Source organism: Microbispora sp. NBRC 16548, assembly GCF_030268985.1.
Taxonomy (GTDB): domain Bacteria; phylum Actinomycetota; class Actinomycetes; order Streptosporangiales; family Streptosporangiaceae; genus Microbispora; species Microbispora catharanthi.
In genome coordinates this window covers 475,602-501,725 of the sequence record NZ_BSSF01000005.1, presented here as the reverse complement: position 1 = coordinate 501,725, position 26,124 = coordinate 475,602, and the positions used below count along the sequence as shown (strand labels likewise).

The window sequence follows — 26,124 nt, the reverse complement described above, 5'->3', positions numbered from 1 at the left end:
GACGAAAACCGCGTCTCGATAGCCTGGACTTCCGGATGCGGGAATCGGGGGTCTCGCGGTGGTCGACGTGGTGGGCCGGTATTTCGGCGCGTACAACGCCCACGATCTGGACGCGCTCATGGGGTGCTACTGCTCCAAGCCCGTCGCGGTGGGGCCGGGCGGCCCGGCGGAGGGACGCTCGGAGGTGGCGTCCTATCACACCGGGACCTGGCAGGCGTTCCCCGACGTGCACGTCACGGTGTTGCAGAAGGTCGTGGACGGCGAGGCCACGGCGGTCACCGCGGTGGGGACCGGCAGGCACACCGGGCCGTTCCCGCTCACCACGGGCGACGTGCTCCAGAGCACCGGGCGGTACGTCAGCGTGCGCTGCTGCTGGTTCTTCATCGTGCAGGACGACCTGATCGTCAACCAGCAGGTCTTCTACGACCAACTGGAGCTGTATCTCCAGCTCGGGCTGCCGCTGTCCCGCCTCGGCCCGGCGACATGAGGGTGCGCGCGGCCCCTCCGCACCCCCAGGGGCCGCGCGCCGCCGGCCGTCAGTGGATCTCGCCGGCCCCGGCGTGCCGGGAGACCTCCCTGCGCACGGTCTCGGCGGGGTCGACCCCCGTGTGCAGGGTCGGCGTCCAGCCCGCGTCGGCGCCGAGGTCGGGGTCGTTCTTCGCGTTGTAGGCGGCGATCAGGTCGATGGGCTGCTCCTTGCCGCCGACCCGCAGCAGGTTGCCCTTGGCCGTCAGCGCCGTGCCGCCCCAGTTGTAGAGCAGGTCGGCCGGGTCCACGCTCCGGCTCAGCCGGAAGTAGTTGTTCTCGGCGTAGATCTGGGACTCCACGCCCACGCCCAGCGCGTACTCGAAGGGCTCGGCGTCGGGCACCTGGTAGTAGTTGTTGTAGACGTGCACCTTGCCGAACCGCACGCGGGGCAGCCGCTGGAGGTTGCCGGAGAACTCGTTGTGGTGCACGGTGACGCTGAGCTTGCCCCGGTCGTTGGCGGGGTTGTTGGTCGAGCCGATCAGCATCGTCTTGTCGTGGTCGGAGAACTTGTTCCACGACACGGTCACGAAGTCGGACGCGCTGGTGATGTCCGCCTGCCCGTCGTGCACCTGGTAGGGCCGGCCGAAGTAGACCGGCTGGTTCGAGTCGGGGTTGTCCGCGTCGGTGAACGAGTTGTGGTCGATCCAGACGTGGGTCGAGCCGGTGACCGAGATGTTGTCGTAGAGGGAGTTCCAGTTGCCCTCGGCGCCGTCGGTGGGGTCCCACTGGGGGAAGCAGTCGGCCGCGTCCTCGAACCGGATGTTGCGGATGATGACGTTGTCCGCCTTGTCCACGTGCAGGTTGATGTGCCGGATGGTCGCTCCCGGCAGGCCCACGATCGTGGTGCCGGACGGCACCTTGAGCTTGATGTACTTCGTCTGCGCCGCGGCGGAGGCCGCCCGCGCGTCCTCCATCGGCCCGGACGGCTCGGTGTCGCGGCCCCACACCGCCGGGTCGTACGCCGCGAGGTAACCGGCCAGCGTGTAGCCGCCGGTGGCGAAGTCCGCGCAGGTCTTGTCGACGTCGATGACGCCCTTGACGTAGATGATGCGGGGGCCGGGGGAGGCGAGCGCCGCGGCCAGGCCCGCGCGGTCGGTGACGACGTGGACGTTCGACGCGGGGGCCGCCGCGCCGCCGGTGGTGCCGGTGCCGGCCGAGGCCCAGCCGTCGCCCGCGGGCAGCGTCTGCCGCCCGAGATCGGCCGGCTTCCCGGCCGGCGGCGTGGCCGCCCCGGCGGGGCCCGCTCCCAGCACGGGGACGGCGGCCGTGATCGCGAGGGCGGTCGACAGGAGTAAGGATCTTCCGGGCATGACTGTCTCCGTTCCGCGGTCGCTCCCCCGAGACGAGTCCGTACGTGTCGCCGGCGCTCAGGCCGGGTTGGGCGACCGCTCCAGTTCTTCGAGAAGGGCGAGACCGCGGTCGATCAGCGCGGCGAGCCTGTCGAGGTGCTCGGGGCTGGGATCGGACAGCGGCCGGCGGACGGGTCCCACGTCCAGACCACGCAGGCGCACACCCGCCTTGATGAGCGAGACGGCGTACCCCGGGCCCTCGCTGCGGAGGTCGACCAGGGGACGGTAGAAGCCCTCGATCAGACGGTTCGCGACGTCGTCGCGGCCGTCCCGCAGCGCCCGGTAGCAGGCGAGCGCGAGGTCGGGGAGGAAACAGAAGACGGCGGAGGAGTAGCGGACCACCCCGAGGTCCCGGTAACCGAGCTGGGACAGCTCCGCCGTCGGCAGGCCGTTGAAATAGAGCATTCCGGGCGGGGCGGCCTCGATGATCCGGCGCATGAGGCCGAGGTCGCCGTAGCCGTCCTTGAGCCCGATGACGCCCGGGTGCTCCGCGAGCGCCGCGACCGTCTCCGGCTCGAAGACGGCGTTGTCCCGCTGGTAGAGGATGATCGGCAGCCGGCTGCCGTCCGCGATCGCCTCGTAGTGGCGGCGCAGGCCGTCCTGACCCGCCTGCACGAGGTACGGCGGCAGCGCGAGCAGGGCCGAGGCCCCGCCGTCCGCTGCCGCCCTGGCGAACTCCAGGGCCATCGCGGTGCCGTAGCCGGTCCCGGCGACCACCGGGACGCGGCCGGCCGCCTCCTCGACCGCCGCGGCCACGCAGGCGGTGTAGTCGCGCAGGCTGAGCGAGGGGAACTCACCGGTGCCGCAGCAGGCGAACACCGCGCCGCACCCCGCCTCGACGCCCTGCCGCACGTGCCGCCGGAACACCTCGAGGTCGAGCCGCTCCTCCTCGTCGCAGGGCGTGACCGGGAAGAACAGCAGGCCGTCGAATGTCACCGGCTTCCTCCGTCATCCTTCTGAGCTGTCATTCATCTGACATCCATCTGAACCTGATTCATATTCATGAACACCGGGACCGTACGGCGCGCGGCGGCGCGCGGTCAAGACGTGCGCCTCAAGAGGGTGAATGTTTCGAATAGGACACGGGTTCTTGACAGGACCGAGGCCCGAACATCACCGTTGATCCGTCCACGTTTGTGAACTACGTTCAGGAATATGTCTTGAACATGGTTCGGGAAAAAGTCACAGAGGAGATGCGCCGGTGACGACGATGCGCCGCAGGGCCGTGCCGTACCTGCTGATCTCACCGACGGTCGCGCTCATCGCCGCGTTTCTCGTCTACCCGATCGCCAGCGTCGCGTACTACAGCCTGCAGCACCGCAACCTCACCCGGCCATGGGCGGACGGCTTCGCCGGTCTCGACAATTTCCGGCAGATGCTGTTCGAGGACGAGGTCTTCTGGCACAGCCTGGGCTTCACCGCCAAATGGGTGGTCGTCGAGATCGGCCTTCAGCTGATCCTCGGGCTGGCCCTGGCGCTGATCGTCAATGAAAGTTTCACCGGCAGGGGGCTCGCCCGGTCGCTCGTCTTCTCCCCCTGGGCCGTCTCCGGGGTGCTGACGACGGGCATTTGGATCCTGCTCTACACGCCGAGCACCGGGGTGCTGCGCTTCCTCGGGCAGCCCGAGGCGGCGGTCCTCGGCAACCCCGACACGGTCTTCCCGGCCGTGGTGGTGACCGAGCTGTGGCGCGGCGTGCCGTTCTTCGCGATCCTCCTGCTCGCCGGCCTGCAGGGCATTCCGGGCGAGCTCTACGAGGCGGCGGCGGTGGACGGCGCCGGGCGGATCAGGCGCTTCCTCCACGTCACGCTGCCGCACCTGCGGGACGCGATCGTGCTGGCCACGCTGCTGCGCGGGGTCTGGGAGTTCAACAACGTCGACCTGCTCTACACGCTCACCGGCGGCGGCCCGGCGCAGGTCACGACCACGCTACCGCTGTACGTCGCGCAGCGGGCCGTCGACTCCAAGGACTTCGGGTACGGCTCGGCGCTCACGATGGCGGGCTTCGTGATCCTGCTGTTCTGCTCCATCCTCTACCTCCGGCTCAGCCGGTTCGGCGAGGAACGATGAAGAGGCGAGGGGTTTCGCAATGAGCGCCGACGTGATGACCCGCCCGCGCACCCGAGCGGTGCCCGCGGGGACCCGCCGACGGAAGAGGCGCGATCCCGGCCGCGTGCTGCGGCTCTACGTCCCCCTCGGGATGTACCTGGTCTTCACCCTCGTGCCGTTCTACTGGATGCTCGTGTTCGCCCTGCGGCCGGCCGGATCGACCGACCCGGTGCCCTGGCCGATCACGTTCGAGCACTTCGAGACCGTCTGGAACGACATCGGCTACGCGGTGTTCTTCAGGAACAGCGTGATCGTCGGGGTCTGGTCGCTGCTGTTCACCACGGTCATCGCGGTCATGGGCGGCTACGCGCTGTCGCGCTACCGGTTCCGCGGCCGGGGCCTGTTCATGGTCGTGCTGCTGTGCACCCAGTTCATCCCCGGCGCGATGATGTTGATCCCGCTGTTTTCGATCTTCAAGACGCTCGGCCTGATCAACAATCTGGCCAGCCTCGTCGTCGCCGACACCGTCTTCAACCTGCCCCTGTCGATCATTCTGATGAGCGGGTTCATCTCGGCCGTGCCGTTCACGGTCGAGGAGGCCGCGATGGTCGACGGCTGCACCCGGTTCCGCGGCTTCCTCGCCATCGTGCTGCCGCAGCTGCGGCCCGGCCTGATCGCCGTGGGGTCGTTCGCCTTCATCCACACGTGGAACAACTTCCTGTTCGCGCTGATGTTCGTCAGCAAGCAGGACAGCTTCACGATCCCCGTCGGGCTCAGCTACACGATCGGGGAGTACAGCGCCGACTTCGGGGCTCTCGCGGCCGGGGGCGTCGTCGCCGCCCTGCCGGTGGTCTGCGTGTTCGCAGTGGTCCAGCGCTATCTCGTGCACGGCATCAGCGCCGGCGCGGTCAAGGGATAGCAACCCCCCAACCATTGAAGAGACCAGCCTGTCGTAAGCAGGAGGAACCATGAAGATCAAAGTGGCCTGGGCGGCGCTCGCCGTTCTCGCCGTCACCGCTACCGGATGTGGGTCGGACTCGGGTTCCGGCGAGGGCTCCGGCAAGACGACCATCACGTTCTGGGACAACAACGGGGGCGCCCGCACCCCGATCTACCAGGAGCTGATCAAGCGGTTCGAGGCGGCCAACCCCTCGATCCACGTCGAGTACGTCGGCGTCCCCATCGCCTCCGTCCAGCAGAAGTACGACACCGCCATCGCGGGCGGGGACACCCCCGACGTCGGCGGCGTCACCACGTCGTACCTGGCCAACCTGACCGGCCAGCAGGCGCTGGAGCCGGCGGACGAGTGGCTGGCCAAGAGCTCGGTGAACGGCAAGCTGGCCACGCCGATGCTCGACTCGGTCCGCAAGACCGTGCCCGACGGCAAGCTCTACCTGGTGCCCAACACCTCCAACATGGACGTGGTCTGGTACTTGAAGGACAAGCTCCAGCAGGCGCCGAACACCTGGGACGAGTTCTTCAAGGACGCCGACGACCTGACCAAGAAGCCCGACGAGTACGGCTACACCATCCGCGGCGGCGCCGGCTCGATCTTCCAGGTCCTGGCCGAGATGTACTCCTACTCCGGCGTGAGCGAGTTCTTCGACGCGTCCGGCAAGAGCACGGTCAACGACCCGAAGAACGTCGAGTTCCTCACCAAGATGGCCGGGCTGTACAAGAAGGACACCCCCGAGGCCGACGTCACCAACGACTTCCCGAAGATGGTCGCCGCGTTCGGCACCGGGAAGATCGCGATGATGCACCACAACCTGGGCTCCTACAACGACCACGTCAAGGCGCACGGCAAGGACAAGATCGGCGCCTTCGCGCTGCCGACCGGTCCCGGCGGCAAGCGGACCGTCGTCGCCAACCCCGTGGACGGCTTCGCGGTGTTCAAGAGCAGCGAGCACAAGGACGCCGCCTGGAAGTTCGTGGAGTTCCTGGTCTCCCATGACAGCAACAGCTACTGGAACCAGCAGACGGGCCAGATCCCGGCCAACACCGAGGCGCAGGGCGACTCCTGGCTGCAGGGCCTGGAGCACCTGAAGACGGCCGTCGACACGCTGAACGACCCGAACACCCAGGTCGTGTCGCCGCCCTACTACCTGCCCCAGTTCTCCTCCATCACGAAGGCCGACACCGAGCCCCTCTTCCAGAAGGTGCTGCTCGGCCAGATGAAGCCCCAGGAGTTCCTCGACACCCTGGCGCAGAAGCTGACCGACGCCCAGGCCGAATGGAAGAAGGCGACCGGCGGCTGACAACCGCCGCCGCGTCCCGGGACCGGGCCGGTGCGTCCCTGACCGCGCACCGGCCCTCCGGGCCCCTCCAGCACCGAAAGAGAAGGGAAGAGTCCATGGCGGTCGTCGAACGCGTCATCGTCACGGTCTTCACCACGGTCACCAGGTCCGTGGTCGACGGGCACGGCCACCGGCATCCCGGCCCGCCACGGGAGGTGCGGGAGGCGCTGCTGGCCATCACCGACAGCGACGGCACGACCGGATACTGCCTGGCGGCGCCGGACACCGTCAGGGAGGCGGTGATCACGAGCCACATCGGGCCGGCGCTGATCGGTCAGGACAGCCTCGACCGGGAGCGGCTGTGGCACCGCGTCGCCCGCCGGCAGCGGGGCGCCCAGGGCAACCTGTCCGACCGGGCGCTCAGCGCGGCCGACCAGGCCCTGTGGGACCTCGCCGGGCGCAAGCTCGGCCTGCCGGTCTGGAAGCTCCTCGGCGGCGCCCGCTCCGAGGTGCCCGCCTACGCGAGCACGATGTGCGGCGACGACATCCCCGGCGGCCTGGCCACCCCCGAGGACTACGCCGCCTTCGCCAAGGAACTCGTCTCCCGCGGCTATCGCGGGATCAAGCTGCACACCTGGATGCCGCCCATGCCGTACGGCGTGGACCGCGACATCGAGGCGTGCGCCGCGGTCCGGGAGGCGGTCGGCCCGGACGTCGCGCTCATGCTCGACAGCAACCACTGGTACTCCCGCTCCGAGGCCCTGGCCCTCGGCAGGGCCCTCGACGAGCTGAACTTCGCGTGGTACGAGGAGCCCATGGAGGAGGCCTCGGTGCAGTCGTACCGATGGCTCGCCGACCAGCTCAGGACGCCGATCCTCGGGCCGGAGACCTCCTGGGGCAAGCACATGGCGCGGGCGGAGTGGGTGGCCGCGGGGGCCTGTGACATCCTCAGGGTCGGCGTGGTCGGCTCCGGCGGGATCATCCCGGCGATCAAGGCGGTCCACCTGGCCGAGTCGTTCGGCATGGACTGCGAGATCCACGGCAACGGCTCCGGCGCCCTCGCCGTGATCGGCGCCACGCTGTGCGGACAGTGGTACGAGCGGGGGCTGCTGCACCCGCACTCGGACTACGACACGCCCGCCCCGCACCTGCGGTCGATCGTCGACCCGCTCGCCGACGGAAAGGTGCGGATGCCGGACACTCCCGGACTGGGGGATGATCTGGATATGGACTACATCGCCTCCCGGACGGTCACCTCCTGGGGAACCGGCTCACAATAGGAGGCGGACAGGCGGGTCAGGGAGGTTACACATGGCGGAACCCGTGCCGCACGTGAAGTCGGCACTCCGGACGGTCGAGCTGCTCGACTTCTTCGCGCAGTATCCCGGACTGCACAGCCTCACCGACCTACAGGGCAAGCTGGGCTACCCCAAGAGCAGCCTGCACGCCCTGCTGCGCACGCTGGTCGACCTCGGCTGGATCGAGACCGACGTCACCGGCACGCTCTACCGGATCGGCATGCGGGCTCTGCTGGTCGGGGCGACGTACATCGACGGCGACCCGGTGGTCCAGCTCGCGCACGACGCACTGGACTGGCTGGCCGAGGTCACCGGCGAGACGGTGCACCTCGCCCGTCTCGACCACTTCGACATCGTGTACCTCGCCACGCGCGCCTCGCGGCACTACCTGCGGCCGTTCTCACGGGTGGGCCGCCGCCTGCCGGCGAGCACCACGTCGCTCGGCAAGGCGATCCTGGCGAGCAGGGACGACGGCGAGGTGCGCGCCATGCTGCCCGCCGAGCTGCCCTCGCTGACGGCCCACACGATCGTGGACGCCGAGGAGCTGCTGGTCGACCTGCACCGGGTGCGCAAGCAGGGCTACGCGGTGGACCGTGAGGAGAACACCGAGGGACTGCGCTGCTTCGGCGTCGCGCTGCACATCAGCGACCCGCCGCGCGACGCCATCAGCTGCTCGGTGCCGATCCCGCGCCTCACGCCCGAGCGGGAGAAGGAGATTGCCTCCTGCCTCCTGGAGGCGCGCGAGCGTATCGAGCGCTCCGCCATGCGGCAGCGCCGCGCCTACTGACCGGCTCCGCCCCCGGCGGCGGAGCCGTGTCCTGCGCCTCACGCTCTCCAGCCGGTGGCGCGCAGCCACGTCTCCAAGGTCATCAGGCCCGGGTGCTCGGATCGCAGGGCCCGCAGATCGACCTGTGCGGACGGTTGCTGGTCGAAGAACTCGTACATCCGGGCCACCCACTCGTCGAACGCGCGCACCCGCTCGATCGGCGTCCGTTCGAAGCGGGCCGGCAGGCCGCACACCCGGCCGAACGTTTCGGCGATCTCGGATGGGGTGAGCTCGTCGGCGCCCAGGTCGACGGTGTGGCCGAGGAACCGGCCGGGGCGCTCGAAGGCGAGGGCGGCGAACACCCCGATGTCCTCGACGCCGATCAGCTGCATCGGCTTGCCGGGCTGCGCGGGGAGCCGCACGACCAGCGTGCCGTCCTCCAGGACCGGCCGGCTGTAGGTGGCGAAGTTCTCCATGAAGGAGACCGGGCGCAGGATCGTCGCCGGGAGCCCGAGGGCGTGGATCTCGCGCTCGATCCGTGCCTTGCTCTCGAAGTGGGGGATTCCGGAAGGGGCGTCCGCGCCGGGGACCGAGCTGTACACCAGGTGTCCCGTGCCGATCTCCGCGGCCAGCCGGGCCACCGTCAGGCCCCGCCGCTCCTCGGCGGCGGCGCCCTCGACGGTGATCCTCGGGCCCTGCATCATGGTCAGCGCGAGGAAGACCCCGTCCACGCCCCGCATCGCGTGGCGCAGCGACGCCTCGTCGTCGAGGTCGCCCACGACGAGTTCCGCCCCCGACTCTTCCAAGGTCTTCGCGGCGGAACGGCCCGGGTCGCGCACCAGGGCGCGCACGCTCCGGCCCCGGGCGAGCAGTTGCCGCGCGGCGGCGCCGCCCTGCCGCCCCGTGGCGCCGACCACCAGTACGGGATCGCTCATGGCGCCTACCTCCGTGGCACACTCGCGGTGTGAAGGATCATGGACGTCACGATAACGAGAGGGCGTCCGGCGGTCCTGGCACTCGTGCTGCCAGTCACGCGTCCGGCCGCCGCGCCAGGGCGTCGGACCGCAGGGCCGAGCTCGGCGCGTTCCTCCGCGCCCGGCGGGCCCGCCTGCGTCCGGCCGACGTCGGCCTGCCGGAAGGCGAGCCGGCCCTGCGCCGCACCCCCGGCCTGCGCCGCGAGGAGATCGCCGAGCTCTCGGGTGTCGGTGTCACCTGGTACACCTACCTGGAACAGGGACGGGACATCTCGGCGTCGGCGCAGGTGATCGACGCGCTGGCCCGCGCGCTGCTGCTCGATCCCGACGAACACCGCCACCTGCGCGACCTGGCCGGCCTGGCCCCGCCGGACACGCCGTCCGGCGAGGGGGAGCGGCCACGGGACCGGCTGCGGCGCCTGGTGGACGCCGCCGCCCCGAACGCCGCCTCCGTGTACGACGCGCGCTTCGACTATCTGGCCTGGAACACCCCCTACGCCCTGCTCCGCCACGATCCGCTGACGCTCCCGCCGGGCAGGCGGAACCTGCTGTGGATGATGTTCACCGACGCCGGCAACCGCGCCCGGATGGTCCACTGGGAACCCGCCGCCCGCGCCGTGATCAGCCAGTTCCGCGCCGCGATGGGACGCCGGCCGGGTGACCCCGCCTTCACGGCGCTGGTGGCGGAGCTGAGTGAGGTCAGCCCGGAGTTCCGGGAGTGGTGGGCGGACTACCCGGTCCGCCGCTTCAGGCCCGCGACGGTCACGATCGACCACCCCGAGATCGGGCGGCTGGACCTCGAGGTGTTCCAGCTGCGTCCGGCGGAGCACCCCGATCTCCTGCTGGTGCTGCAAGTGCCGGCGGGCGAGGACGGCCGCAGGCGGGTGAGCTCGCTTCTCGATGGACGGCGGGACTTCGGCGGCGCCCCAAAGGACAGTGCTCCGAAGGGCAGCGCCCCAAAGGGCGGCGCTCCAAAGGGCGGCGCTCCAAAGGGCGGCCTCCCGGCGCGCCGCCCCGGTAATCGCCCGCATCCGGGGTAACTTCGGCATCATGGCCACCCGTACGTCCGGACAGGGGTCCGGCAAGCGCCCCGCGTCGCGCTCCGGATCCCGTACGGCTTCCCCGAAGCGATCCCCGGCGGGTTCCCGAGGCAGGGCGGCGCCCAGGCCCGCGCCCAAGCGGCCGGTCGCCACCGGACAGGACCCGATCAGCTGGTTCTTCCTCGTGATCGGCAAGCTCTTCATCGGCATGTGGATGCTGGTGGCGAACGGCGTGGGCGCGGCGGCGCGGGCACTCGGGCAGGGAGCGCGCGACCTCGACCCCGTGCACCGCCGCGACGGGCAGGGGCTGTCGGTGCTCGCGGCCGCCATCGTGCTCGCCGCCCTGACCTGGCGGGACACCAAGACGGGATTCGCCGAGTTCGTCGACACCGTGGTGCGCGGGACGGTGGGATCGCTCGCCTGGGCGGTGCCCGTGCTGCTCGCGCTGCTCGCCTGGCGGCTGCTGCGCCACCCCGACCAGAACGCCGAGACCGGCAGGATGGGCATCGGCTGGACCGCGCTGCTGGCCGGGATCCTCGGGATCGTGCACGTCGCCCACGGCACGCCGTACCCCTCAGGCGGGCCCAACGACGGCATGGGCAACGTGTCGGCGGCGGGCGGCATGATCGGCTTCATCGTCTCGGCTCCGCCGTCGAGCATCCTGCCGGCGTTCATCACGATCCCGCTGCTGGTGATGCTGTCCGGCTTCGGCCTGCTGGTGATCACAGCCACTCCGGTCCACCGCATCCCCGAGCGTCTCGCCGAGATCCAGCACATGCTCTTCCAGCGGCCGGAGGAGACCGGGGAGCCCCGTAAGGCCCCCGCGCCGGCCAAGAAGCGCACCCGCAAGCAGCCGGGCGGCGGGCGCGACGCCGAGGGCGGCGATGGCGTCAAGCCGTACGACACGCCCGTGCTGTCGGAGAAGGACCACTCGCCGGAGATCGTCCCCGGCCTCGTGGACGACGTAGTGGAGTCGGCCGAGCCGACCGAGCCGGAGATACCCAAGCCGGCGCCTCAGCCTCCGCTGCCGACCCCCGCGCCGCGCAAGGTGGAGCAGCTCGTCCTGTCCAGCCAGGAGGGGCCGTACACGCTGCCGGACCTCACGCTGCTGCGGCCGGGCAGCGCGCCCAAGCAGGAGACCAAGGGCAACCGGACGGTCGTGAACGCGCTGACCAGCGTGCTGGAGCAGTTCTCCATCGACGCGCAGGTCGTCGGCTTCACCCGGGGCCCGACGGTGACCAGGTATGAGATCGAGCTCGGCCCGGCCGTCAAGGTCGAGAAGGTCACCGCGCTCACCAGGAACATCGCCTACGCCGTCAAGTCCGCGGACGTCCGGATCCTGTCTCCCATCCCCGGCAAGTCGGCCATCGGCGTGGAGATCCCCAACGTCGACAAGGACCTCGTGTCGCTCGGCGACGTGCTGCGCTCGCAGGTGGCCCAGGCCGACCACCACCCTATGATCGTCGGGCTCGGCAAGGACGTCGAGGGCCGCACCATCGTGGCCAACCTGGCCAAGATGCCGCACATCCTCATCGCGGGCGCCACCGGCGCGGGCAAGTCGACCTGCATCAACGGGCTGATCTCCTCGGTCCTCCTGCGGGCCACGCCCGACGAGGTCCGCATGGTGCTGGTCGACCCCAAGCGGGTCGAGCTCAGCGCGTACGAGGGCATCCCGCACCTCATCACGCCCATCATCACCAACCCGAAGAAGGCCGCGGAGGCCCTGGAATGGGTGGTGGGCGAGATGGACCGGCGGTACGACGACCTGGCGGCCAGCGGCTTCCGGCACGTGGACGACTTCAACAAGGCCGTGCGCGCGGGCAAGCTGGTGCCGCCGCCGGGCAGCGAGCGCGTCTACCAGCCGTACCCGTACCTGCTGGTGATCGTGGACGAGCTGGCCGACCTGATGATGGTCGCGCCGCGCGACGTGGAGGACTCGATCGTCCGCATCACGCAGCTCGCCCGGGCCGCCGGCATCCACCTGGTCATCGCCACCCAGCGGCCGTCCGTGGACGTCGTCACCGGCCTGATCAAGGCCAACGTGCCCTCGCGGCTGGCGTTCGCCACCTCCTCGCTCGCCGACTCGCGGGTCATCCTCGACCAGCCGGGAGCCGAGAAGCTCGTCGGGCAGGGCGACGCGCTGTTCCTGCCCATGGGCGCGAGCAAGCCGATGCGGCTGCAGAACGCGTTCATCTCCGAGAAGGAGATCGCGGAGGTCGTCGCCCATTGCAAGGCCCAGATGCAGGCCGAGTATCGGGAGGACGTCGCCGCGCCCGCCGCCGCGAAGCGGGAGATCGACGAGGAGATCGGCGACGACCTCGACCTGCTGATCCAGGCCGCCGAGCTGATCGTGTCGACCCAGTTCGGCTCGACGTCCATGCTCCAGCGCAAGCTGCGCGTGGGCTTCGCCAAGGCCGGGCGGCTGATGGACCTGCTGGAGAGCCGGAACGTGGTCGGCCCGAGCGAGGGGTCCAAGGCCCGCGAGGTGCTGGTCAAGCCCGACGAACTGCCCGGCCTGCTCGCCGAGTTGCGCGGCGGCGAGTAGTCGCCGGGCCTCGCCAGGCCCTTCAGGGACCAACCGGCGCGCCTCGGCGGCGCACGGGTGCACGTTCTGCTGGTCCGGAACGCGCAGCCGTGGATCGTACGCTTCCCCGGCCATGTCCCTGCGGCGACGCCCCCGTGATCGGGGTCCGCTGCGCGTCGAAAGGCTGTGCGATGCGTGGTTCTCCCTTTCCATTGGTCGGCCCCCCGGACGACGTCTTCCAACGCATGAGCCTCAGGAGGCCCATGAGGGCCGTCGCCGGCTGGCTCGCGCTCCTGCTCGTCGCGGTCGCCGGCCTGACCGCCACCGCCGTGTCCAATGCGCAACCCGCGGCCGCGGTGACGTCTGGCGCATCCAACACGTCGCGCCGCCGGCAAGTACGTCTCCGTCGAGATTCTGAACACCGGCGACCGCTTCGGTGAACTGCGGGCCCGGGCCGACGCGATCGGTCCGTGGGAGAAGTTCACCGCCGACACCACCGCCACCCGTACCGGCTGTTACCAGTATTCGTACGACCGTCTCGACGCGAGGCTGTCCTTCAGCACTCAAAACGGCGGCGGATGCGACGGCGGCGCGGTAACCGCCACCCAGACGCCGTACGACGGAGGCGTGCTCGAACTGCGCTGGGGTCCGAATTGCGAGACGAAAGAAGTGGCTGGGCAGCGCCTGGGGCCCCGACGTCTGCACGGGCTGGATCACCTGACATCAGCGCCGGCGACCCGGTGGGCGGCGGTGGCGAGCAGCAGGGCCGCGTGCGCGCCGGGGTCGGTCACCGGGTGGCCCAGCAGCGTCTCGATGCGCTGCAGCCGCTGGTAGAACGTCTGCCGCCCGAGGTGCAGCGCGGCGGCCGCCCGGGTCGCGCTGCAGCCGTGCAGCAGGAAGACCTCCAGCGTGCCGACGAGGTCGGTCCGGTGGGCCGTGTCCCAGTCCACCAGCGGGCCGATGGTCCGCCGTACGAGCTCGGCGGCGTGCCGGGCGTCGGCGTGGCGGGTGAGCTCCAGTTCGAGGGCGAGCGCGCGGGTGGTGACGAGCCGGGCGCCCCGCCGCAGCCCGAGCGCGGCCCGCGCGTCCCGCAGCGAACCGCCCAGCTCGGCCAGGCCGGTCGCGGCGTGCCCCACGGCGACTCTGAGCTGGGGGGTGTGCAGCCGCCGCAGCGCCTCCTCCAGCGCCTGGGCGGCCGCGCCGGCGGCGTCCGCCACGGCCACCGGCACCGCGAGGGCGCCGAGCACCAGGCGGCTCACCCGCCCCCGCAGGGCGGTCGTGTGCAGGATGTGCGCGGCCCGGTCGAGCACGGCGAGCGCGGCCGCCGTCTCCAGGGCGTCCACGGCCACGCCCACCAGCAGGTGGCCGGGCCCGGTGGGCAGGCCCGCCATGACCGCCCGTACGCCGGGGTCGGCCTCGGCCGTGCCCTCGATGAGGTCCCGCAGCAGCGCGGACGCCTGGCGGTCGCGCTCGCTCGGCGGACTGCCCGTCCTGAGCATGGCGAGGGCGAGGGCGACGGCCGTCCGCTCCAGCGCGATCGCCAGGTCGTCGGCGGGCAGCGCCGAACCGGGGCCGGCCACCAGCCGCCCCCAGGGGTGACCGTGGAGTGTGACCGGTGACTCGCAGACCGCACGCTCAGCCGCGCGCCAGGCGTCCCGGTCGCTGCCCACGCCGTGGGCGGCGACCAGCGCGCCGCCGGCGGACAGCAGCATCAGCGGTGCCCCCACCACCTCGGCTCCGGTCGCCAGTACCCCGGCGACCCCGGCGCCGGCGATGAGCGCCTCGTTGAGGGCGCGAGTGGCTGAGTCGCCCACCCGCAGCCGCCGGCTCGCGTAGTCGACGATCAGCGTGTTGACGTGCTCGGTGATCCGGATGAACGGGACGACCGCGTGCAGGGTGATGAAGGGCAGCTCCTGCCTGCGGGCCTCCTCCACCAGCTCGGGCGGCGTCTCGGGGAACGTGCGGCCGAGTTCGAGGGCGACCCCGGCCACGCCCCTGGCGGCGATCTCCCGCAGGTAGTGCCTCCGCGCCCCCGCGTCGGTGCCGGCCAGGCCGAGCCCGGTCGTCAGCAACAGCTCGCCGCCGGTGAGCAGGGGGCCGATCTCGTAGATCTCGCTGGAGTGCACCCATCGGACCACCCGGTCGAGCGCACCCTCCCCGGCGAGGACCTCCGGCCGGGCCTCCCGCAGCACCTCGAAGGACAGCAGCTCGCGCAGGGTCAGAGGCATCGGTGCACCCCTATACGGATCGTCCGTTAAGGGTCGTCATAGTACGGACGTTTCGTCCGTTCCCGAAGGCCCGGCGTGGAGGGATAGTGAGCGCATGACGAGCGACGCAGCCATGCTCAGCGTGGCCCTGGAAGAGGCAAGGAAGGGGTTCGCCGAAGGCGGCGTGCCGGTCGGCGCGGCCCTGTTCGGCCCGGACGACCGCCTGCTGGGGCGCGGGCGAAACCGCCGGGTCCAGGACGGCGACCCCTCGGTGCACGGGGAGACCGCCGCCTTCCGCGACGCGGGCCGCCAGCCCTCCTACCGCGGGACCACCATGGTGAGCACCCTGTCGCCCTGCTGGTACTGCAGCGGCCTGATCCGGCAGTTCCGCATTCCGCGGCTGGTGGTCGGCGAGTGTCGCACGTTCATGGGCGCGCACGAGTGGCTCGCCGAGGCCGGGGTGGAGGTCGTCGTGCTCGACGACCCCGAGTGCGCCGGGCTCATGACGGCCTTCATCACGGCCAACCCCGCCGTCTGGAACGAGGACATCGGAGATGAGGCATGAATTCGGTTCCCGTCGTCGACCTGACTCCCTGGTTCTCCGGTGAGGCGGACGACCGGGCGCGGGTGGCCGCCCAGGTCGACGCCGCGCTGCGCGAGATCGGCTTCCTGCTGGTCACCGGGCACGGCGTGCCGGCCGCGCTGCGCGAGGACGTGCGCGCCGCGGCCCGGCGGTTCTTCGCCCTGCCCGCCGAGGCGAAGCAGCGGTACGCGGCCATCGTGGGAGAGCGGGGCTGGCTGCCGCCGGGCGTCGAGGCCAACGGCTACGCCGAGGGCACGCCCACCCCGCCCGACCTCAAGGAGACCTTCGCCGTGGGCGCCGACCAGCCGATCGGCGTCCCGGAGATCGACGCCGACTGGTTCCTCGCCAACGTCTGGCCGTCCGAGGTGCCCGAACTCCAGATGCTGCTCACCCGCTACTTGGCGGAGATGCGCTCGCTGGCCGGCGAACTCCTGGTGGTCTGCGCGGCCGCTCTGGGAATCGAGGAGGACTTCTTCGCCTCCCGGGCCGACCACCCGTCGTACACGATGAACATCAACCGCTACCCGCCGCTGTCCCAGGTGGGCGAGCCGGAGCCGGGGCAGTTCCGGATCGGGCCGCACACCGACTTCGGCACCGTGACCGTGCTCGACCGGCAGCGGGGCGTCGGCGGCCTGCAGGTCTACACGCTCGACGGCGAGTGGATCGACGCGCCGTTCGTGCCGGACTCGTTCACGATCAACATCGGCGATCTGCTGGCCCGCTGGACGGGCGACCGCTGGCGCTCCACGCGGCACCGGGTGCTCCCGCCCGACCCGTCGGTGCCGGACGAGGAGCTGATCTCGCTCATCTACTTCTACGAGTGCAACCCCCTGGCCGAGGTGGAGTCGCTCGGCCCCCCGATCGGCCGGGTCTCCTACGAGCCCGTCCGCGCGTCCGACTACCTCCTCGAGAAGCTGAGGGCGATCACCGTATGACAGTTCTGGAACCCCCCGAAGTCGCCGTACGCGAGGGCCGGTACGGCGACAAGGTCGCCGCGATCGAGCCGGGCGGCATCGAGTTCATCCCCCTCTCCGAGCGCCACGGCAGGCCCCGGCAGCTCTTCTGGACGTGGACCTCGCCGAACCTGGAGTTCGCCACGATCTTCCTCGGGGTCCTCGCCGTGGCGGCGTTCGGGCTCGGCTTCTGGCAGGCCGTGCTCGCCGTCGTCGTGGGCAGCGGCCTCGGGGCCCTCACCCACGGCGTGCTGTCGGCCAGGGGCGTGAGCGCGGGGCTGCCGCAGATGGTGCTCGGCAGGCTGCCGTTCGGCTATTGGGGCAACGTCATCCCTTCGGCGTTCAACTCCGTCGCCGCCGGAATCGGCTGGTTCGCGGTCAACAGCGTGAGCGGCGCGCTCGCGCTGAACACGCTGACCGGTCTGCCGGGCTGGGCCTGCCTGCTGATCGTCGTCGCGGTCATGGTGGCGCTCGGTTTCTTCGGCCACAACCTCGTGCAGGCCTTCGAGAAGTACGCGTTCCCGGTCCTCGCGGTGATCTTCGCGGTCACCTCCGTGATCATCCTGTCGAAGGCCCAGCCGGGCTACGTGGGCAGCGGGGGAGGGCTGGGCGGCTTCCTGCTGACCGTGGGCGCCACGTTCGGCTACGCGGCCGGCTGGAACCCGTACGCCGCCGACTACACGCGGTACCTGCCGCAGGACGCGAGCAGGCGGGCCACCGGCCTGTCGGCGGGCCTCGGCGTGTTCGTGTCGTGCGTGCTGCTGGAGGTCGTCGGCGCGGCGTCCGTGACGATCGGGGGCGGCGACGCCCTCGGGCAGCCCACCTCGGCGTTCACCGGCCACCTGCCCGCGCTCGTGGCGAACCTGACGCTGCTCGCGATCGCCCTCGGGGCCGTGTCGGCCAACGCGCTCAACGTCTACTCGGGCGCGATGTCGCTGCTCGCCCTCGGCGTACGGCTGCCGCTGACGATGCGGCGGGCCATCGTCGCGCTGGCCTGCGGCGTGATCGGCTTCGCGGTGGCGCTGTCGGGCCTGGAGGACGCCGGGCACAAGTATGAGGCGTTCCTGCTGGTCATCGCGTACTGGATCGGCCCCTGGCTGGGCGTGGTGCTGACGGACATGCTGCTGCGGCGCGGCCAGGACGTCCGCGCGCTCGAACCGCTCATGTTCGACCGGCGGCACGCCAACTGGGCCGGGCCTGTCGCGATGGTGGCGGGGGTCGTCCTGTCGGTCTGGCTGTTCTCCAATCAGGAGCAGTACGTCGGCCTGGTGCCGCGGAGCGTGCCCCAGGTGGGGGACATCGCGTTCGAGGCCGGGTTTTTCATCTCCGCCGGGCTCTATCTCGCGCTGAAGCCCCTGCGGCGCGGCTGAACGGGCCCCGCGGCCGCTCCCCGCGTGCACTCTCCGTGCACATTCGACCCACCCCCGGGTACCCATCGTAGCCAGTTACTGATTGAATGTGACTAACTACGCATTGTGGGGCGAGCTGTGAGCTCGGACAGGGGGCGGAACGATGAGCGTTGGTGCTGTTTTGGCCGAAGCCCGTGAGCGCGCCGGGCTGACCGTGCGTCAGCTCAGCGAGCGCACGCGGATCCGCGAGACCGTCATCGAACGCTTCGAGCGCGACGACTTCTCGGTGGGCGACTTCTACGCGCGCGGGCACATCCGGACCATCGCCTCCGACCTCGGCCTGGACCCGGACGAGATCCTGCGGCAGTACGAGCAGGAGAACGCCGACATCGCGTCACCGGTCAAGGCGTCGGCGGTGTTCAGGGGCGACGTGGGGGAGCGGGCCCGCAGGGCCCCCAGCTGGACGATGGCCGTCGCGGTGGCCCTGGCCATCGTCGCGGTCGTCGTCGTCGCGCGGATGCTCGGGGGCTCCGGCGGGAAGACGGGCCCGACGGCCGCCCAGCTCCCGGTGACCGCGCCGCACGCGCACGCGCGTCACGACAAGGGCCACGAGAAGAAGACCCTCGAGGAGGCCGTCGCGCCCGGCCTCGTGGTCGTGAAGGTCACGGCGCGCAAGCAGGCCTACCTCAACGTGAGGGACGCCAAGGGCCACGAGATCTTCCAGGGGACGCTGCCCGAGGGGAAGACCACGACCTATTCGGCCAAGGACCGGATGAAGGTGACCATCGGCGACGCGGGGGCGGTGCGGCTGGAGGTCAACGGAAGGGACCTCGGCACGCCCGGCAAGGACGGCCAGATGATCCGGCGGACCTTCGACGCGGGCGGCCCGAGTCCCCGTTAATCGCCGACTGCCGATACCGTAGTTCGCATCATGTCTTCTCGCCGAACCGTATCGCTGATCACGCTGGGCTGCGCCCGCAACGAGGTCGACTCCGAGGAGCTGGCCGCGCGGCTGGAGGCCGCCGGCTGGCACACCGATGACGACGATCCCGACGTCGTCGTCGTCAACACGTGCGGCTTCATCGATTCGGCGAAGAAGGACTCCATCGACACCCTGCTCGCCGCGGCCGACTCGGGCGCGAAGGTGGTGGCGGCGGGCTGCATGGCCGAACGGTACGGCGCGCAGCTCGCCGACGCCCTGCCCGAGGCGACCGTGATCTCCTTCGACGACTACGCCGAGATCGGGGAGCGCCTCGACGACGTCCTCGCGGGCAGGCCGCTGGTCCCGCACTCGCCGCGGGACCGCCGCACGCTCCTGCCGATCACGCCGGTGGAGCGCGCGGCCGCCCGGGCCCACATTCCCGGTCACGCCCAAGAGGACCCGCTGCCGGAGGGCGTCGCCCCCGCCAGCGGCCCGCGCATGCTGCGCAAGCGGCTCGGCTCGGGGCCGGTGGCATCGCTGAAGCTCGCGTCGGGCTGCGACCGGCGCTGCACGTTCTGCGCGATCCCGGCCTTCCGCGGCTCGTACGTCTCGCGCCGCCCGGAGGACCTGCTCGCCGAGGCCGCCTGGCTGGCCGGGCAGGGCGTCAGGGAGCTCGTGCTGGTGAGCGAGAACTCCACGTCGTACGGCAAGGACCTGGGCGACCTGCGCGCGCTGGAGAAGCTGCTGCCCCCGCTGGCCGCGACCGAGGGCATCGAGCGGGTGCGGGTCAGCTACCTGCAGCCCGCCGAGCTGCGGCCCGGGCTGCTCGACGTGATCGCCTCCACCGAGGGGGTCGCGCCCTACTTCGACCTGTCCTTCCAGCACGCCAGCGGGACCGTGCTGCGGCGGATGCGGCGTTTCGGCGACCCCAAGCGGTTCCTCGACCTGCTCGCGCAGATCCGCGACCGCGCGCCGGAGGCGGGCATCAGGTCAAACTTCATCGTGGGGTTCCCGGGGGAGACCCAGGAGGAGTTCGACGAACTGGTGGGCTTCCTGGAGGAGGCCAGGCTGGACGTCATCGGCGTCTTCGGCTACTCCGACGAGGAGGGCACCGAGGCGTACGGCTTCGAGGGCAAGCTCGACCAGGACGTGGTCGAGGAGCGGGTCGCGACGCTGACCGAGCTCGCCGAGGAGCTGACCGCCCAGAGGGCCGAGGAGCGTATCGGCACCGAGCTGGAGGTCCTGATCGAGGAGGACCTCGGGGACGGCGGATACGAGGGCCGGGCGGCGCACCAGGGCCCCGAGGTGGACGGTGCGGTCACGGTCCAGGGGATCGGCCTGGTCCCCGGCCAGATCGTCCAAGCGGTCGCCGTCGACTCCGAGGGGGTCGACCTCATCGCCCGGATCAAGGCAGGCACATGACGGAGCGCGGTGAGCCGCCGGTGGACGTGGCGGGCCCGGGAGAGGTGACACCGGAGCCCGCGGCGCCGCCGGTCGCCGCCGTGCCCGCCGCGCCGGTGGCGATACCGGCGTCCGCCGACGTGGCCGGAGCGGTCGCAGGAGAGGGCGCCGCAGACGCCACGGTGCGCCACGTCAGCACCTGGAACATCGCGAACGTCCTGACCATCGCCCGGCTGGCGATCGTCCCCGTCTTCACCGTCTTCCTTTTCGTCGAGGGGGAGGGCTGGCGCTTGGCGGCCCTCGGCGTCTTCCTGCTCGCGTCCCTCACCGACCAGCTCGACGGCTGGCTCGCCAGGAAGTACGCGCTGATCACCGACTTCGGGAAGATCGCCGATCCGATCGCGGATAAGGCGCTGATCGGCGCCGCACTGCTCAGCCTGTCGTACCTCGGCGAGATCCCGTGGTGGGTCACCCTGGTGATCATCGCCCGCGAGGCGGGGGTCACGCTGCTGCGCTTCCTCGTGATCCGGCACGGGGTTATCCCGGCCAGTTACGGGGGCAAGGTGAAGACCGTGTTGCAGATCGTGGCCATCGCGCTCTACATCGTGCCGGGGGTGCCGGATCTGGTCAGGTGGGCGGCCATGGGCCTCGCCCTGGTGGTCACGGTGGGCACCGGCGCCGACTACGTGGTGCGGGCGGTGCGGCTGCGGCAGGTGGCGAGGAGCGCGCGAAGCCGATGATGGGCGTGGCGAGCGAGGTGCTGTCCCTGCTGGTTCGCCAGGGCGCGACGGTCGCCGTGGCCGAGTCGCTCACGGGCGGCCTGATCGGGGCCGCGATGACCGGTCCGATGGGGGCCTCGGCCGCCTTCCGGGGCGGGGTGATCGCCTACGCCACGGATCTCAAGGCGAGCGTCCTCGACGTGCCGTCCGACCTCCTCGGCAGGGAGGGAGCGGTGCACCCCGACGTGGCCGCGGCCATGGCCACGGGAGTGCGCAAGCTCGCGGACTCCGACTACGGCCTGGCGGTGACCGGGGTCGCCGGCCCCGATCCCCAGGACGGCAAGCCGGTCGGCACGGTCCACATCGCGCTGGCGGGACCGGGAGAGCGGCTCTGGCACCGCGACCTCCGGTTGACCGGAGACAGGGACGGGATCAGAACTGCCACCTGTCAGGAGGCGTTGACCCTGCTGGAAGGTGTGCTGAAGGCAAATTTGGGGGAACATTCGGGGTGATTACCGCGTTACGTCCCCAGCGAACATGCTCGCCTCGGTCTGCCGCGGTGTCGCCCTCTACAGGTACGGTGGAGCTGTGAGTGAGGTCCGTGAGCCAACGGCGAGGAGCAAGACAGGCGCACGCCCGGCGAAGGGGCCGAGCGAACCCATGATGACGGCGAGGCGTATGTACGAAGGGCAGACGAAGAAGGGGCGACATGAGCCCACCGTGAGAGGCGTCGTGAAGGCGCCCCCCTTGGGGAGGGAGCGACAGATGATCCTGCTGCGTCAGCTGCTCGGTGACGTGCTGCGGCGGCTGAGGGTGCGGCAGAATCGCACCCTTCGCGAGGTCTCCACTCTGGCGCGTGTCTCACTCGGCTATCTGTCCGAGGTCGAGCGCGGTCAGAAGGAAGCCTCCTCCGAACTGCTCGCCTCGATCTGCGGCGCGCTCGGGGTCCCGCTGTCCCAGGTGTTGCGCGAGGTGTCCGACCAGTTCGCGCTGGCCGAACTCCAGGCCGCCCCCGTGCTGGCAGAGGTGCCTGAGCACGAGCGCCTGCCCATCCCCGAGACCGTCCCCTCAGGGCCGGAATTCGAGGGCTTCCCCGAGGTCAAGGACATGGTCGCCGCCTAGGCGGCGTCTCGACGCCCCGCCGCGCCGGCGGTCGGCGTCTCCACGACTTCGCCTGACCGTCCCCGCAGGCCCCATAAGACACGGCTCGATAGGACACGCCCGGCAGAAGGCCAGGCGTGGCCCCGCGCTCGCAGTCCGGCTCGATCCGGACCCGGGTGCCCTGTCCCGATCCCACGGGCGGGCGCCTGGCCCCCGCAGGCCCGGTTCACAGGCCCGGTTGACAGGCACGGTTGACAGGCACGGTTCCGTTCCGGCGTGCCCATTCGGGCCCCGTTCGCGCTCGGTCGCGCTCGTCCGCTCCCGTCTCTGCGGTCTCTTCCGCACCGCGGTCCCGCGGCGTCCTCACGTCCCTCGGTCGCGTGGCTCCCTCGTCTCCGTACGGCTGTCCCCTCGCGGCCCCATCCCCGGCCTCCGTCCCGGGGTCGCCCTCGTCGACCGCCGTGATCACGATGCCTGGATCTCGACCATTCTGCCGTCCGGGTCGGTCATGAGGTGCCGGCCGGGCTCCAACCGCGGCTCGGCGGTGGCGCCGTCCACATGGAGACCGAGCCGTACGGCTCCGGTTCTGCGCTCGGTGGTCGCCGGGTACAACTCGAACACGGTGCCGTCGGCCAGGACGGCGGCGTAGTGCTGCGGGCCTCGGCCGTGCCGCTCCCGGGTGAATCCGACGCCGAGTGCGCCGTAGAAGGCGCGGCACTCCTCGATCCGATCGGTGTACAGGACGAGCAGCATGACGCGGGCGGCGGTGGGCACGGGATCCCCTTCGGTTCTCAGTCCCGCTGGCAGGCGGGGCACCAGTAGATCAGCCGCTCGGCCGGCTGCGGTCCCATCTCCCCGCCGCTGATCGGGGCGCCGCAGCGGCGGCACGGGCGGCGTCCCCTGCCGTAGACGAGCAGCGACCGCCCGGGGCGCGGATCGCCCGTCGTCACCGGGAGCGGCGCGTCCTTGCTCGCGTCCATCAGACGGTGGGCGACCGTGACCAGCGCCTCCAGCTCGTCCTGCGGGATCGACCCCACGGGGCGCCACGGGGACATCCGCGCGGCGTACAGCGTCTCGGCCCGCCAGATCGTGCCGATGCCCGCCAGATCGCGCTGGTCGAGCAGCGCCTCCCCGATCGTCCGTTCCGGAGCGCGCAGCAGGTTCCGTACGGCGAGGGCGGCGTCCCAGTCCGGCCCGAGCAGGTCCGGACCGAGATGCCCCACGACCCGCTCCTCACGGTCGGTCGGCACGAGATCGACCATCCCCAGCCGCGTGCCGACCGCCTGCCACTGGATGTTGGCGAGGATCAGCCGGACCACGTCGCCCCTCGGCGCCGGACGGCCGGCCGGGCCCACGCGCCAGCTTCCCTCCATGCGCAGGTGGGTGTGGACGGTGAGCCCGCCCTCCACCCGGGTCAGGAGGTGCTTGCCGCGCGAGACCGTCGTCAGCACGGTCCGGCCGCGCAGATCGGCGGTGGCGTACCGGGGCACCCGGAAGTCGCTGCGGGTCAGCCTCCGGCCGTCGAGGGCCTGCCTGAGCCGCTTTGCGGTCCGGTAGACGGCGTCACCCTCCGGCACGGCTCTCCTCCCGGGAGGATCGGGTTCAGGCGGCTCACACGGGCATGTGTGAGTCCCACGCCGCCGGGTCGGCGGCGAGCTCGGTCACCCGGTCCGGCAGCTCGCCCTTGGCGATCTGCTCCAGGGTGACCTCTTCGAGGATGGCCCGCTCACTCGCCCGCAGCGCGATCCACACCTGCTGCAGCGCCTGGGCGGCGCCCTGGTAGCCGACGTGCTCGGGCCGCTCGCCCCGCACGTTGGCCAGCGGCCCGTCCACCGCGCGGATCACGTCGGCGAGCGAGATCTGACTGGCCGGCCGTGCCAGGACATAGCCCCCCTCTGGGCCCCGCTGCCCGCGCACCAGTCCGGCGCGGCGCATCTGCAGCAGGATGTTCTCCAGATATTTGGGGGGCATCTCCTGCTCCTTGGCCAGCTCGCCCACCGTGGTGGGTCCCTCACCCGCCGCGGCGAGCTCGGCGGCGGCACGGAGGGCGTAGTCGACACGGGCAGAAAGTCGCATGTAGTCGATTATCCCGCCTGGTTGGCATCGGTAGGACGCCCGCCCGCCAACACGGCCCGGCCGGGCCTAATCCAGCCGGAGCCGCACGACGAGCGGGAGGTGGTCGGAGAACGGAACCCGGGGCGCGTCGGCCGCCACCGCGGTGAGCCCGTCCGAGATCAGCACGTGGTCTATGCGCCGCACGGGGGCGTCGGCGGGCGAGGTCGGCGGGTCGCCGAGCGCCCGCAGGGGGTCGGACAGGCCCGCGGCCTCCAGCACGCGCATCTGGGGCTCGGACGGCGTCGTGTTGAGGTCTCCCGCCACGATCACCGGTCGCGGGTCGGCCACACCGATGCCGGGTGGGAGGGGGTTCGCGGCGAGCCGCCGGGCGATCGCCGCCACCTCGGGCGCCTGCCCGCGTGGCTCCTGCAGGTGCGTGTTCACGATCCCCACCTCGTGGCCGCCGATGTTCAGCACGATCGACTGGGCCTGGGCGCCGGTCGGGTATCCGTGCCGCCCCAGCCGGGTCGAGCCGATCTCGGCGACGGGCAGGTTCGTGAGCAGCGCGTCGCCCCAGAGGCGGTCCGCGGCGGGGGCGAAGTAGTAGCGCATGCCCAGGCCGCGGGCGATCCTCGCCAGGTCGTCGTGCCCGCCGTTGAGCAGCCAGCCCCGGTCCACCTCGCTGAGCAGCACCACGTCGGGGCGTCGCGTCGCGGCCCAGGCGGCGACGCGGTCGAGGTCGAGCCGCCCGCCGAGCCCGAAGCCCATCCGGATGTTGTACGCCACGAGTGTGAACTCGTTCCCCCTGATCGTTTTCGTGGCCGGCGGCGACTGCCAGGTGAGGAGGCCGGTCAGCAGGGCCAGCGACACCGCGATCGACCCCCATCGGCGCGGCGCCCGCCGTGCCGGGGCGGTCCGGCGCCGCCGGCCCCCGCGTACGGCGACGGCGGCGACCGGAACGGCGACCGCCACCGGGACCAGGGCGTTGGGGAACCCCAGGTCGGCGTCGAAGGCCGCGTAGTAGAGGAACGCCCCGGCCAGGAACACGAGCATCCCGCCCAGCACCGCGACGCCCTCGCGCCCGCCCGCGCTCCCCGCGGTCGGGGCCGTGTGCCGCCCGGCGGCGCCGGCGCAGGCTCCGAGGGCGACCGCCGTCACGAGGGCCGGCAGGCCCTGTACGCCGGTCTCCGCCGCCGCCACCCCGGCGATCAGGACGAGCCCGGCGGTCCAGCCCCACGACGTGGTCCAGGAGTAGACGACGGCCGCGCACAGCGCCGCGACCTGGAGCGCGACCGCCAGGGCGGTGAAGGGCGCACTGTGCTGCCCGGTCTCCTGCGCGAGTATTGCCGGTCCGCCGCAGTACATGCCCGCGAGCATGAGCATCGGGCCGAAGGCGAACCACACGGCCGCCGGGGCGGGGATGGGCGACGCGGGCGAGAGCCGTACGGACCGCAGGAAGGCGGCGCAGAGGGCGACGGCGGCGAGCCAGGGGAGCGGCCCGCCCCGCCAGACGAGGTCCACCCGGTCGAGGGCCAGATGGACGATCGACGCGCCGGCCAGGCCGCCGATCAGTCCGGCGGGCACCCACGTGTCCGCCACCGTCCGCGCGCAGCCGTAGAGGAAGACCAGGCCCGCCGTGACCCCGGCGGAGGCGAGCAGAAGCTGGGGGGCGCCCCCGTCCGCGGCCTGCAGGCCGAGCCGGGCCACGACGAGCGCCACCGCACCCGCCGTCCTGACGATCCGGGGCGACGCGAGCCGCGCCGCGGGGACGGCGGCGAACGGCAGGACGAACCACAGCGCGGCGTACATCCCCATGCTCGCGGGGTCGGTCTCGCCCGCCCTGCCGTACAGGGTGATGAGGGACGGCAGGAACACCCGCAGCACGTCGAACAGGAGCGCGACGCCCGTCACGAGCATGACCAGTGGCCACGGGGGAGCGGGAAGTCGGCGGGTCGGTGTGGTGTGCGGCTGCCTGGCCGTCTCGGTCATGGCTCTCCCTTCGGACTCATATGAGCCATCCTCATGAAAGATGGGAGCGTTACCAAGACGTTCGACCTGGGGCGTTCCCCGC

24 protein-coding genes are annotated in these 26,124 nt (G+C 71.4%); 16 read left to right on the top strand and 8 right to left on the bottom strand.

Annotated elements, in window-relative coordinates:
- Positions 1 to 58: 58 nt before the first annotated feature.
- Positions 59 to 487 (top strand): ester cyclase, encoded by a 429-nt coding sequence (locus tag QSK36_RS16595; protein WP_183538775.1) that lies wholly within the window; start codon positions 59 to 61, stop codon positions 485 to 487.
- 49 nt (positions 488 to 536) lie between these two features.
- Here the strand turns inward: QSK36_RS16595 and QSK36_RS16590 are convergent, their stop codons facing one another.
- Together QSK36_RS16590 and QSK36_RS16585 are read right to left on the bottom strand one after the other, a co-directional pair.
- A complete protein-coding gene (locus QSK36_RS16590; RefSeq protein ID WP_285783005.1) occupies positions 537 to 1,838 on the bottom strand; it encodes a pectate lyase family protein in 1,302 nt (433 codons plus the stop codon).
- 57 nt (positions 1,839 to 1,895) lie between these two features.
- Positions 1,896 to 2,813 carry a 5-dehydro-4-deoxyglucarate dehydratase gene (locus QSK36_RS16585; RefSeq protein WP_285783004.1) on the bottom strand — a complete coding sequence of 306 codons (918 nt, stop codon included), beginning with the start codon at positions 2,811 to 2,813 and terminating at the stop codon, positions 1,896 to 1,898.
- A gap of 274 nt (positions 2,814 to 3,087) precedes the next feature.
- Here QSK36_RS16585 and QSK36_RS16580 point away from each other — a divergent pair, with 274 nt between their 5' ends.
- The 5 genes from QSK36_RS16580 to QSK36_RS16560 all read left to right on the top strand — a co-directional run bounded on the left by QSK36_RS16580 (position 3,088) and on the right by QSK36_RS16560 (position 8,246).
- Positions 3,088 to 3,945 (top strand): carbohydrate ABC transporter permease, encoded by an 858-nt coding sequence (locus QSK36_RS16580; RefSeq protein WP_285783094.1) that lies wholly within the window; start codon positions 3,088 to 3,090, stop codon positions 3,943 to 3,945.
- Positions 3,946 to 3,964: 19 nt separating this feature from the next.
- On the top strand, positions 3,965 to 4,843 hold the full coding sequence (locus QSK36_RS16575; RefSeq protein ID WP_139576108.1) for a carbohydrate ABC transporter permease: 879 nt from the start codon (positions 3,965 to 3,967) through the stop codon (positions 4,841 to 4,843).
- Positions 4,844 to 4,892: 49 nt separating this feature from the next.
- Entirely contained in the window at positions 4,893 to 6,182 is a 1,290-nt protein-coding gene (locus QSK36_RS16570; RefSeq protein WP_285783003.1) for an ABC transporter substrate-binding protein, read from the top strand.
- A gap of 95 nt (positions 6,183 to 6,277) precedes the next feature.
- A complete protein-coding gene (locus QSK36_RS16565; RefSeq protein WP_285783002.1) occupies positions 6,278 to 7,441 on the top strand; it encodes an enolase C-terminal domain-like protein in 1,164 nt (387 codons plus the stop codon).
- Between the two features lie 31 nt (positions 7,442 to 7,472).
- Positions 7,473 to 8,246, top strand: coding sequence for an IclR family transcriptional regulator (locus QSK36_RS16560; RefSeq protein ID WP_139576111.1), 774 nt, complete (start codon positions 7,473 to 7,475; stop codon positions 8,244 to 8,246).
- A gap of 38 nt (positions 8,247 to 8,284) precedes the next feature.
- Here the strand turns inward: QSK36_RS16560 and QSK36_RS16555 are convergent, their stop codons facing one another.
- Positions 8,285 to 9,160, bottom strand: coding sequence for an NmrA/HSCARG family protein (locus QSK36_RS16555; protein ID WP_285783001.1), 876 nt, complete (start codon positions 9,158 to 9,160; stop codon positions 8,285 to 8,287).
- A gap of 29 nt (positions 9,161 to 9,189) precedes the next feature.
- On the opposite strand from QSK36_RS16555, the gene QSK36_RS16550 reads away from it, so the two are divergent.
- On the top strand, positions 9,190 to 10,239 hold the full coding sequence (locus QSK36_RS16550; protein ID WP_285783000.1) for a helix-turn-helix transcriptional regulator: 1,050 nt from the start codon (positions 9,190 to 9,192) through the stop codon (positions 10,237 to 10,239).
- Between the two features lie 10 nt (positions 10,240 to 10,249).
- Positions 10,250 to 12,784 carry a DNA translocase FtsK gene (locus QSK36_RS16545; protein ID WP_183538789.1) on the top strand — a complete coding sequence of 845 codons (2,535 nt, stop codon included), beginning with the start codon at positions 10,250 to 10,252 and terminating at the stop codon, positions 12,782 to 12,784.
- Positions 12,785 to 13,476: 692 nt separating this feature from the next.
- Here the strand turns inward: QSK36_RS16545 and QSK36_RS16540 are convergent.
- The gene (locus QSK36_RS16540) at positions 13,477 to 14,991 is read right to left on the bottom strand and encodes a PucR family transcriptional regulator (RefSeq protein WP_285782999.1); all 1,515 of its coding nucleotides are present in this window, start codon (positions 14,989 to 14,991) and stop codon (positions 13,477 to 13,479) included.
- A 94-nt stretch (positions 14,992 to 15,085) separates the two neighbouring features.
- Here QSK36_RS16540 and QSK36_RS16535 point away from each other — a divergent pair, with 94 nt between their 5' ends.
- From QSK36_RS16535 to QSK36_RS16500, 8 genes are all read left to right on the top strand, one after another.
- Positions 15,086 to 15,535, top strand: coding sequence for a nucleoside deaminase (locus QSK36_RS16535; RefSeq protein ID WP_285782998.1), 450 nt, complete (start codon positions 15,086 to 15,088; stop codon positions 15,533 to 15,535).
- A complete protein-coding gene (locus tag QSK36_RS16530; RefSeq protein ID WP_285782997.1) occupies positions 15,532 to 16,488 on the top strand; it encodes an isopenicillin N synthase family dioxygenase in 957 nt (318 codons plus the stop codon). The genes QSK36_RS16535 and QSK36_RS16530 overlap by 4 nt, the downstream gene beginning before the upstream one ends.
- Positions 16,485 to 17,876: a purine-cytosine permease family protein gene (locus QSK36_RS16525; RefSeq protein ID WP_285782996.1), complete on the top strand. Its 1,392-nt coding sequence runs from the start codon at positions 16,485 to 16,487 to the stop codon at positions 17,874 to 17,876. The genes QSK36_RS16530 and QSK36_RS16525 overlap by 4 nt, the downstream gene beginning before the upstream one ends.
- 160 nt (positions 17,877 to 18,036) lie before the next feature.
- Positions 18,037 to 18,756, top strand: a complete 720-nt coding sequence (locus QSK36_RS16520) for a helix-turn-helix domain-containing protein (RefSeq protein WP_183538799.1) — start codon at positions 18,037 to 18,039, stop codon at positions 18,754 to 18,756.
- 30 nt (positions 18,757 to 18,786) lie between these two features.
- Positions 18,787 to 20,199, top strand: a complete 1,413-nt coding sequence (gene rimO / locus QSK36_RS16515; protein ID WP_183538801.1) for a 30S ribosomal protein S12 methylthiotransferase RimO — start codon at positions 18,787 to 18,789, stop codon at positions 20,197 to 20,199.
- Positions 20,196 to 20,918: a CDP-diacylglycerol--glycerol-3-phosphate 3-phosphatidyltransferase gene (gene pgsA / locus QSK36_RS16510; RefSeq protein WP_183538803.1), complete on the top strand. Its 723-nt coding sequence runs from the start codon at positions 20,196 to 20,198 to the stop codon at positions 20,916 to 20,918. The genes rimO and pgsA overlap by 4 nt, the downstream gene beginning before the upstream one ends.
- A complete protein-coding gene (locus tag QSK36_RS16505; RefSeq protein WP_139576122.1) occupies positions 20,915 to 21,409 on the top strand; it encodes a CinA family protein in 495 nt (164 codons plus the stop codon). The genes pgsA and QSK36_RS16505 overlap by 4 nt, the downstream gene beginning before the upstream one ends.
- Before the next feature lie 253 nt (positions 21,410 to 21,662).
- The gene (locus tag QSK36_RS16500; protein WP_142558490.1) at positions 21,663 to 22,019 is read left to right on the top strand and encodes a helix-turn-helix domain-containing protein; all 357 of its coding nucleotides are present in this window, start codon (positions 21,663 to 21,665) and stop codon (positions 22,017 to 22,019) included.
- A gap of 444 nt (positions 22,020 to 22,463) precedes the next feature.
- Here QSK36_RS16500 and QSK36_RS16495 read toward each other — a convergent pair whose 3' ends face one another.
- The 4 genes from QSK36_RS16495 to QSK36_RS16480 all read right to left on the bottom strand — a co-directional run bounded on the left by QSK36_RS16495 (position 22,464) and on the right by QSK36_RS16480 (position 26,042).
- Positions 22,464 to 22,751 carry a VOC family protein gene (locus QSK36_RS16495; protein ID WP_285783093.1) on the bottom strand — a complete coding sequence of 96 codons (288 nt, stop codon included), beginning with the start codon at positions 22,749 to 22,751 and terminating at the stop codon, positions 22,464 to 22,466.
- Between the two features lie 38 nt (positions 22,752 to 22,789).
- Positions 22,790 to 23,575, bottom strand: a complete 786-nt coding sequence (locus tag QSK36_RS16490) for a DNA-formamidopyrimidine glycosylase family protein (RefSeq protein ID WP_183538805.1) — start codon at positions 23,573 to 23,575, stop codon at positions 22,790 to 22,792.
- A gap of 34 nt (positions 23,576 to 23,609) precedes the next feature.
- A complete protein-coding gene (locus tag QSK36_RS16485; RefSeq protein WP_139576126.1) occupies positions 23,610 to 24,074 on the bottom strand; it encodes an RrF2 family transcriptional regulator in 465 nt (154 codons plus the stop codon).
- A 66-nt stretch (positions 24,075 to 24,140) separates the two neighbouring features.
- Entirely contained in the window at positions 24,141 to 26,042 is a 1,902-nt protein-coding gene (locus QSK36_RS16480; RefSeq protein ID WP_285782995.1) for an endonuclease/exonuclease/phosphatase family protein, read from the bottom strand.
- Positions 26,043 to 26,124 lie beyond the last annotated feature (82 nt).

Bases quoted from the DNA above. Each gene is read 5' to 3' on its own strand.
- QSK36_RS16590 (WP_285783005.1), bottom strand. From the start codon at position 1,838: ATGCCCGGAAGATCCTTACTCCTGTCGACCGCCCTCGCGATCACGGCC.
- QSK36_RS16505 (WP_139576122.1), top strand. From the start codon at position 20,915: ATGATGGGCGTGGCGAGCGAGGTGCTGTCCCTGCTGGTTCGCCAGGGC.
- QSK36_RS16535 (WP_285782998.1), top strand. From the start codon at position 15,086: ATGACGAGCGACGCAGCCATGCTCAGCGTGGCCCTGGAAGAGGCAAGG.
- QSK36_RS16495 (WP_285783093.1), bottom strand. From the start codon at position 22,751: ATGCTGCTCGTCCTGTACACCGATCGGATCGAGGAGTGCCGCGCCTTC.
- rimO (WP_183538801.1), top strand. From the start codon at position 18,787: ATGTCTTCTCGCCGAACCGTATCGCTGATCACGCTGGGCTGCGCCCGC.
- pgsA (WP_183538803.1), top strand. From the start codon at position 20,196: ATGACGGAGCGCGGTGAGCCGCCGGTGGACGTGGCGGGCCCGGGAGAG.
- QSK36_RS16575 (WP_139576108.1), top strand. From the start codon at position 3,965: ATGAGCGCCGACGTGATGACCCGCCCGCGCACCCGAGCGGTGCCCGCG.
- QSK36_RS16480 (WP_285782995.1), bottom strand. From the start codon at position 26,042: ATGACCGAGACGGCCAGGCAGCCGCACACCACACCGACCCGCCGACTT.
- QSK36_RS16560 (WP_139576111.1), top strand. From the start codon at position 7,473: ATGGCGGAACCCGTGCCGCACGTGAAGTCGGCACTCCGGACGGTCGAG.
- QSK36_RS16525 (WP_285782996.1), top strand. From the start codon at position 16,485: ATGACAGTTCTGGAACCCCCCGAAGTCGCCGTACGCGAGGGCCGGTAC.
- QSK36_RS16485 (WP_139576126.1), bottom strand. From the start codon at position 24,074: ATGCGACTTTCTGCCCGTGTCGACTACGCCCTCCGTGCCGCCGCCGAG.
- QSK36_RS16500 (WP_142558490.1), top strand. From the start codon at position 21,663: ATGATCCTGCTGCGTCAGCTGCTCGGTGACGTGCTGCGGCGGCTGAGG.
- QSK36_RS16540 (WP_285782999.1), bottom strand. From the start codon at position 14,991: ATGCCTCTGACCCTGCGCGAGCTGCTGTCCTTCGAGGTGCTGCGGGAG.
- QSK36_RS16530 (WP_285782997.1), top strand. From the start codon at position 15,532: ATGAATTCGGTTCCCGTCGTCGACCTGACTCCCTGGTTCTCCGGTGAG.
- QSK36_RS16555 (WP_285783001.1), bottom strand. From the start codon at position 9,160: ATGAGCGATCCCGTACTGGTGGTCGGCGCCACGGGGCGGCAGGGCGGC.
- QSK36_RS16565 (WP_285783002.1), top strand. From the start codon at position 6,278: ATGGCGGTCGTCGAACGCGTCATCGTCACGGTCTTCACCACGGTCACC.
- QSK36_RS16580 (WP_285783094.1), top strand. From the start codon at position 3,088: ATGCGCCGCAGGGCCGTGCCGTACCTGCTGATCTCACCGACGGTCGCG.
- QSK36_RS16545 (WP_183538789.1), top strand. From the start codon at position 10,250: ATGGCCACCCGTACGTCCGGACAGGGGTCCGGCAAGCGCCCCGCGTCG.
- QSK36_RS16570 (WP_285783003.1), top strand. From the start codon at position 4,893: ATGAAGATCAAAGTGGCCTGGGCGGCGCTCGCCGTTCTCGCCGTCACC.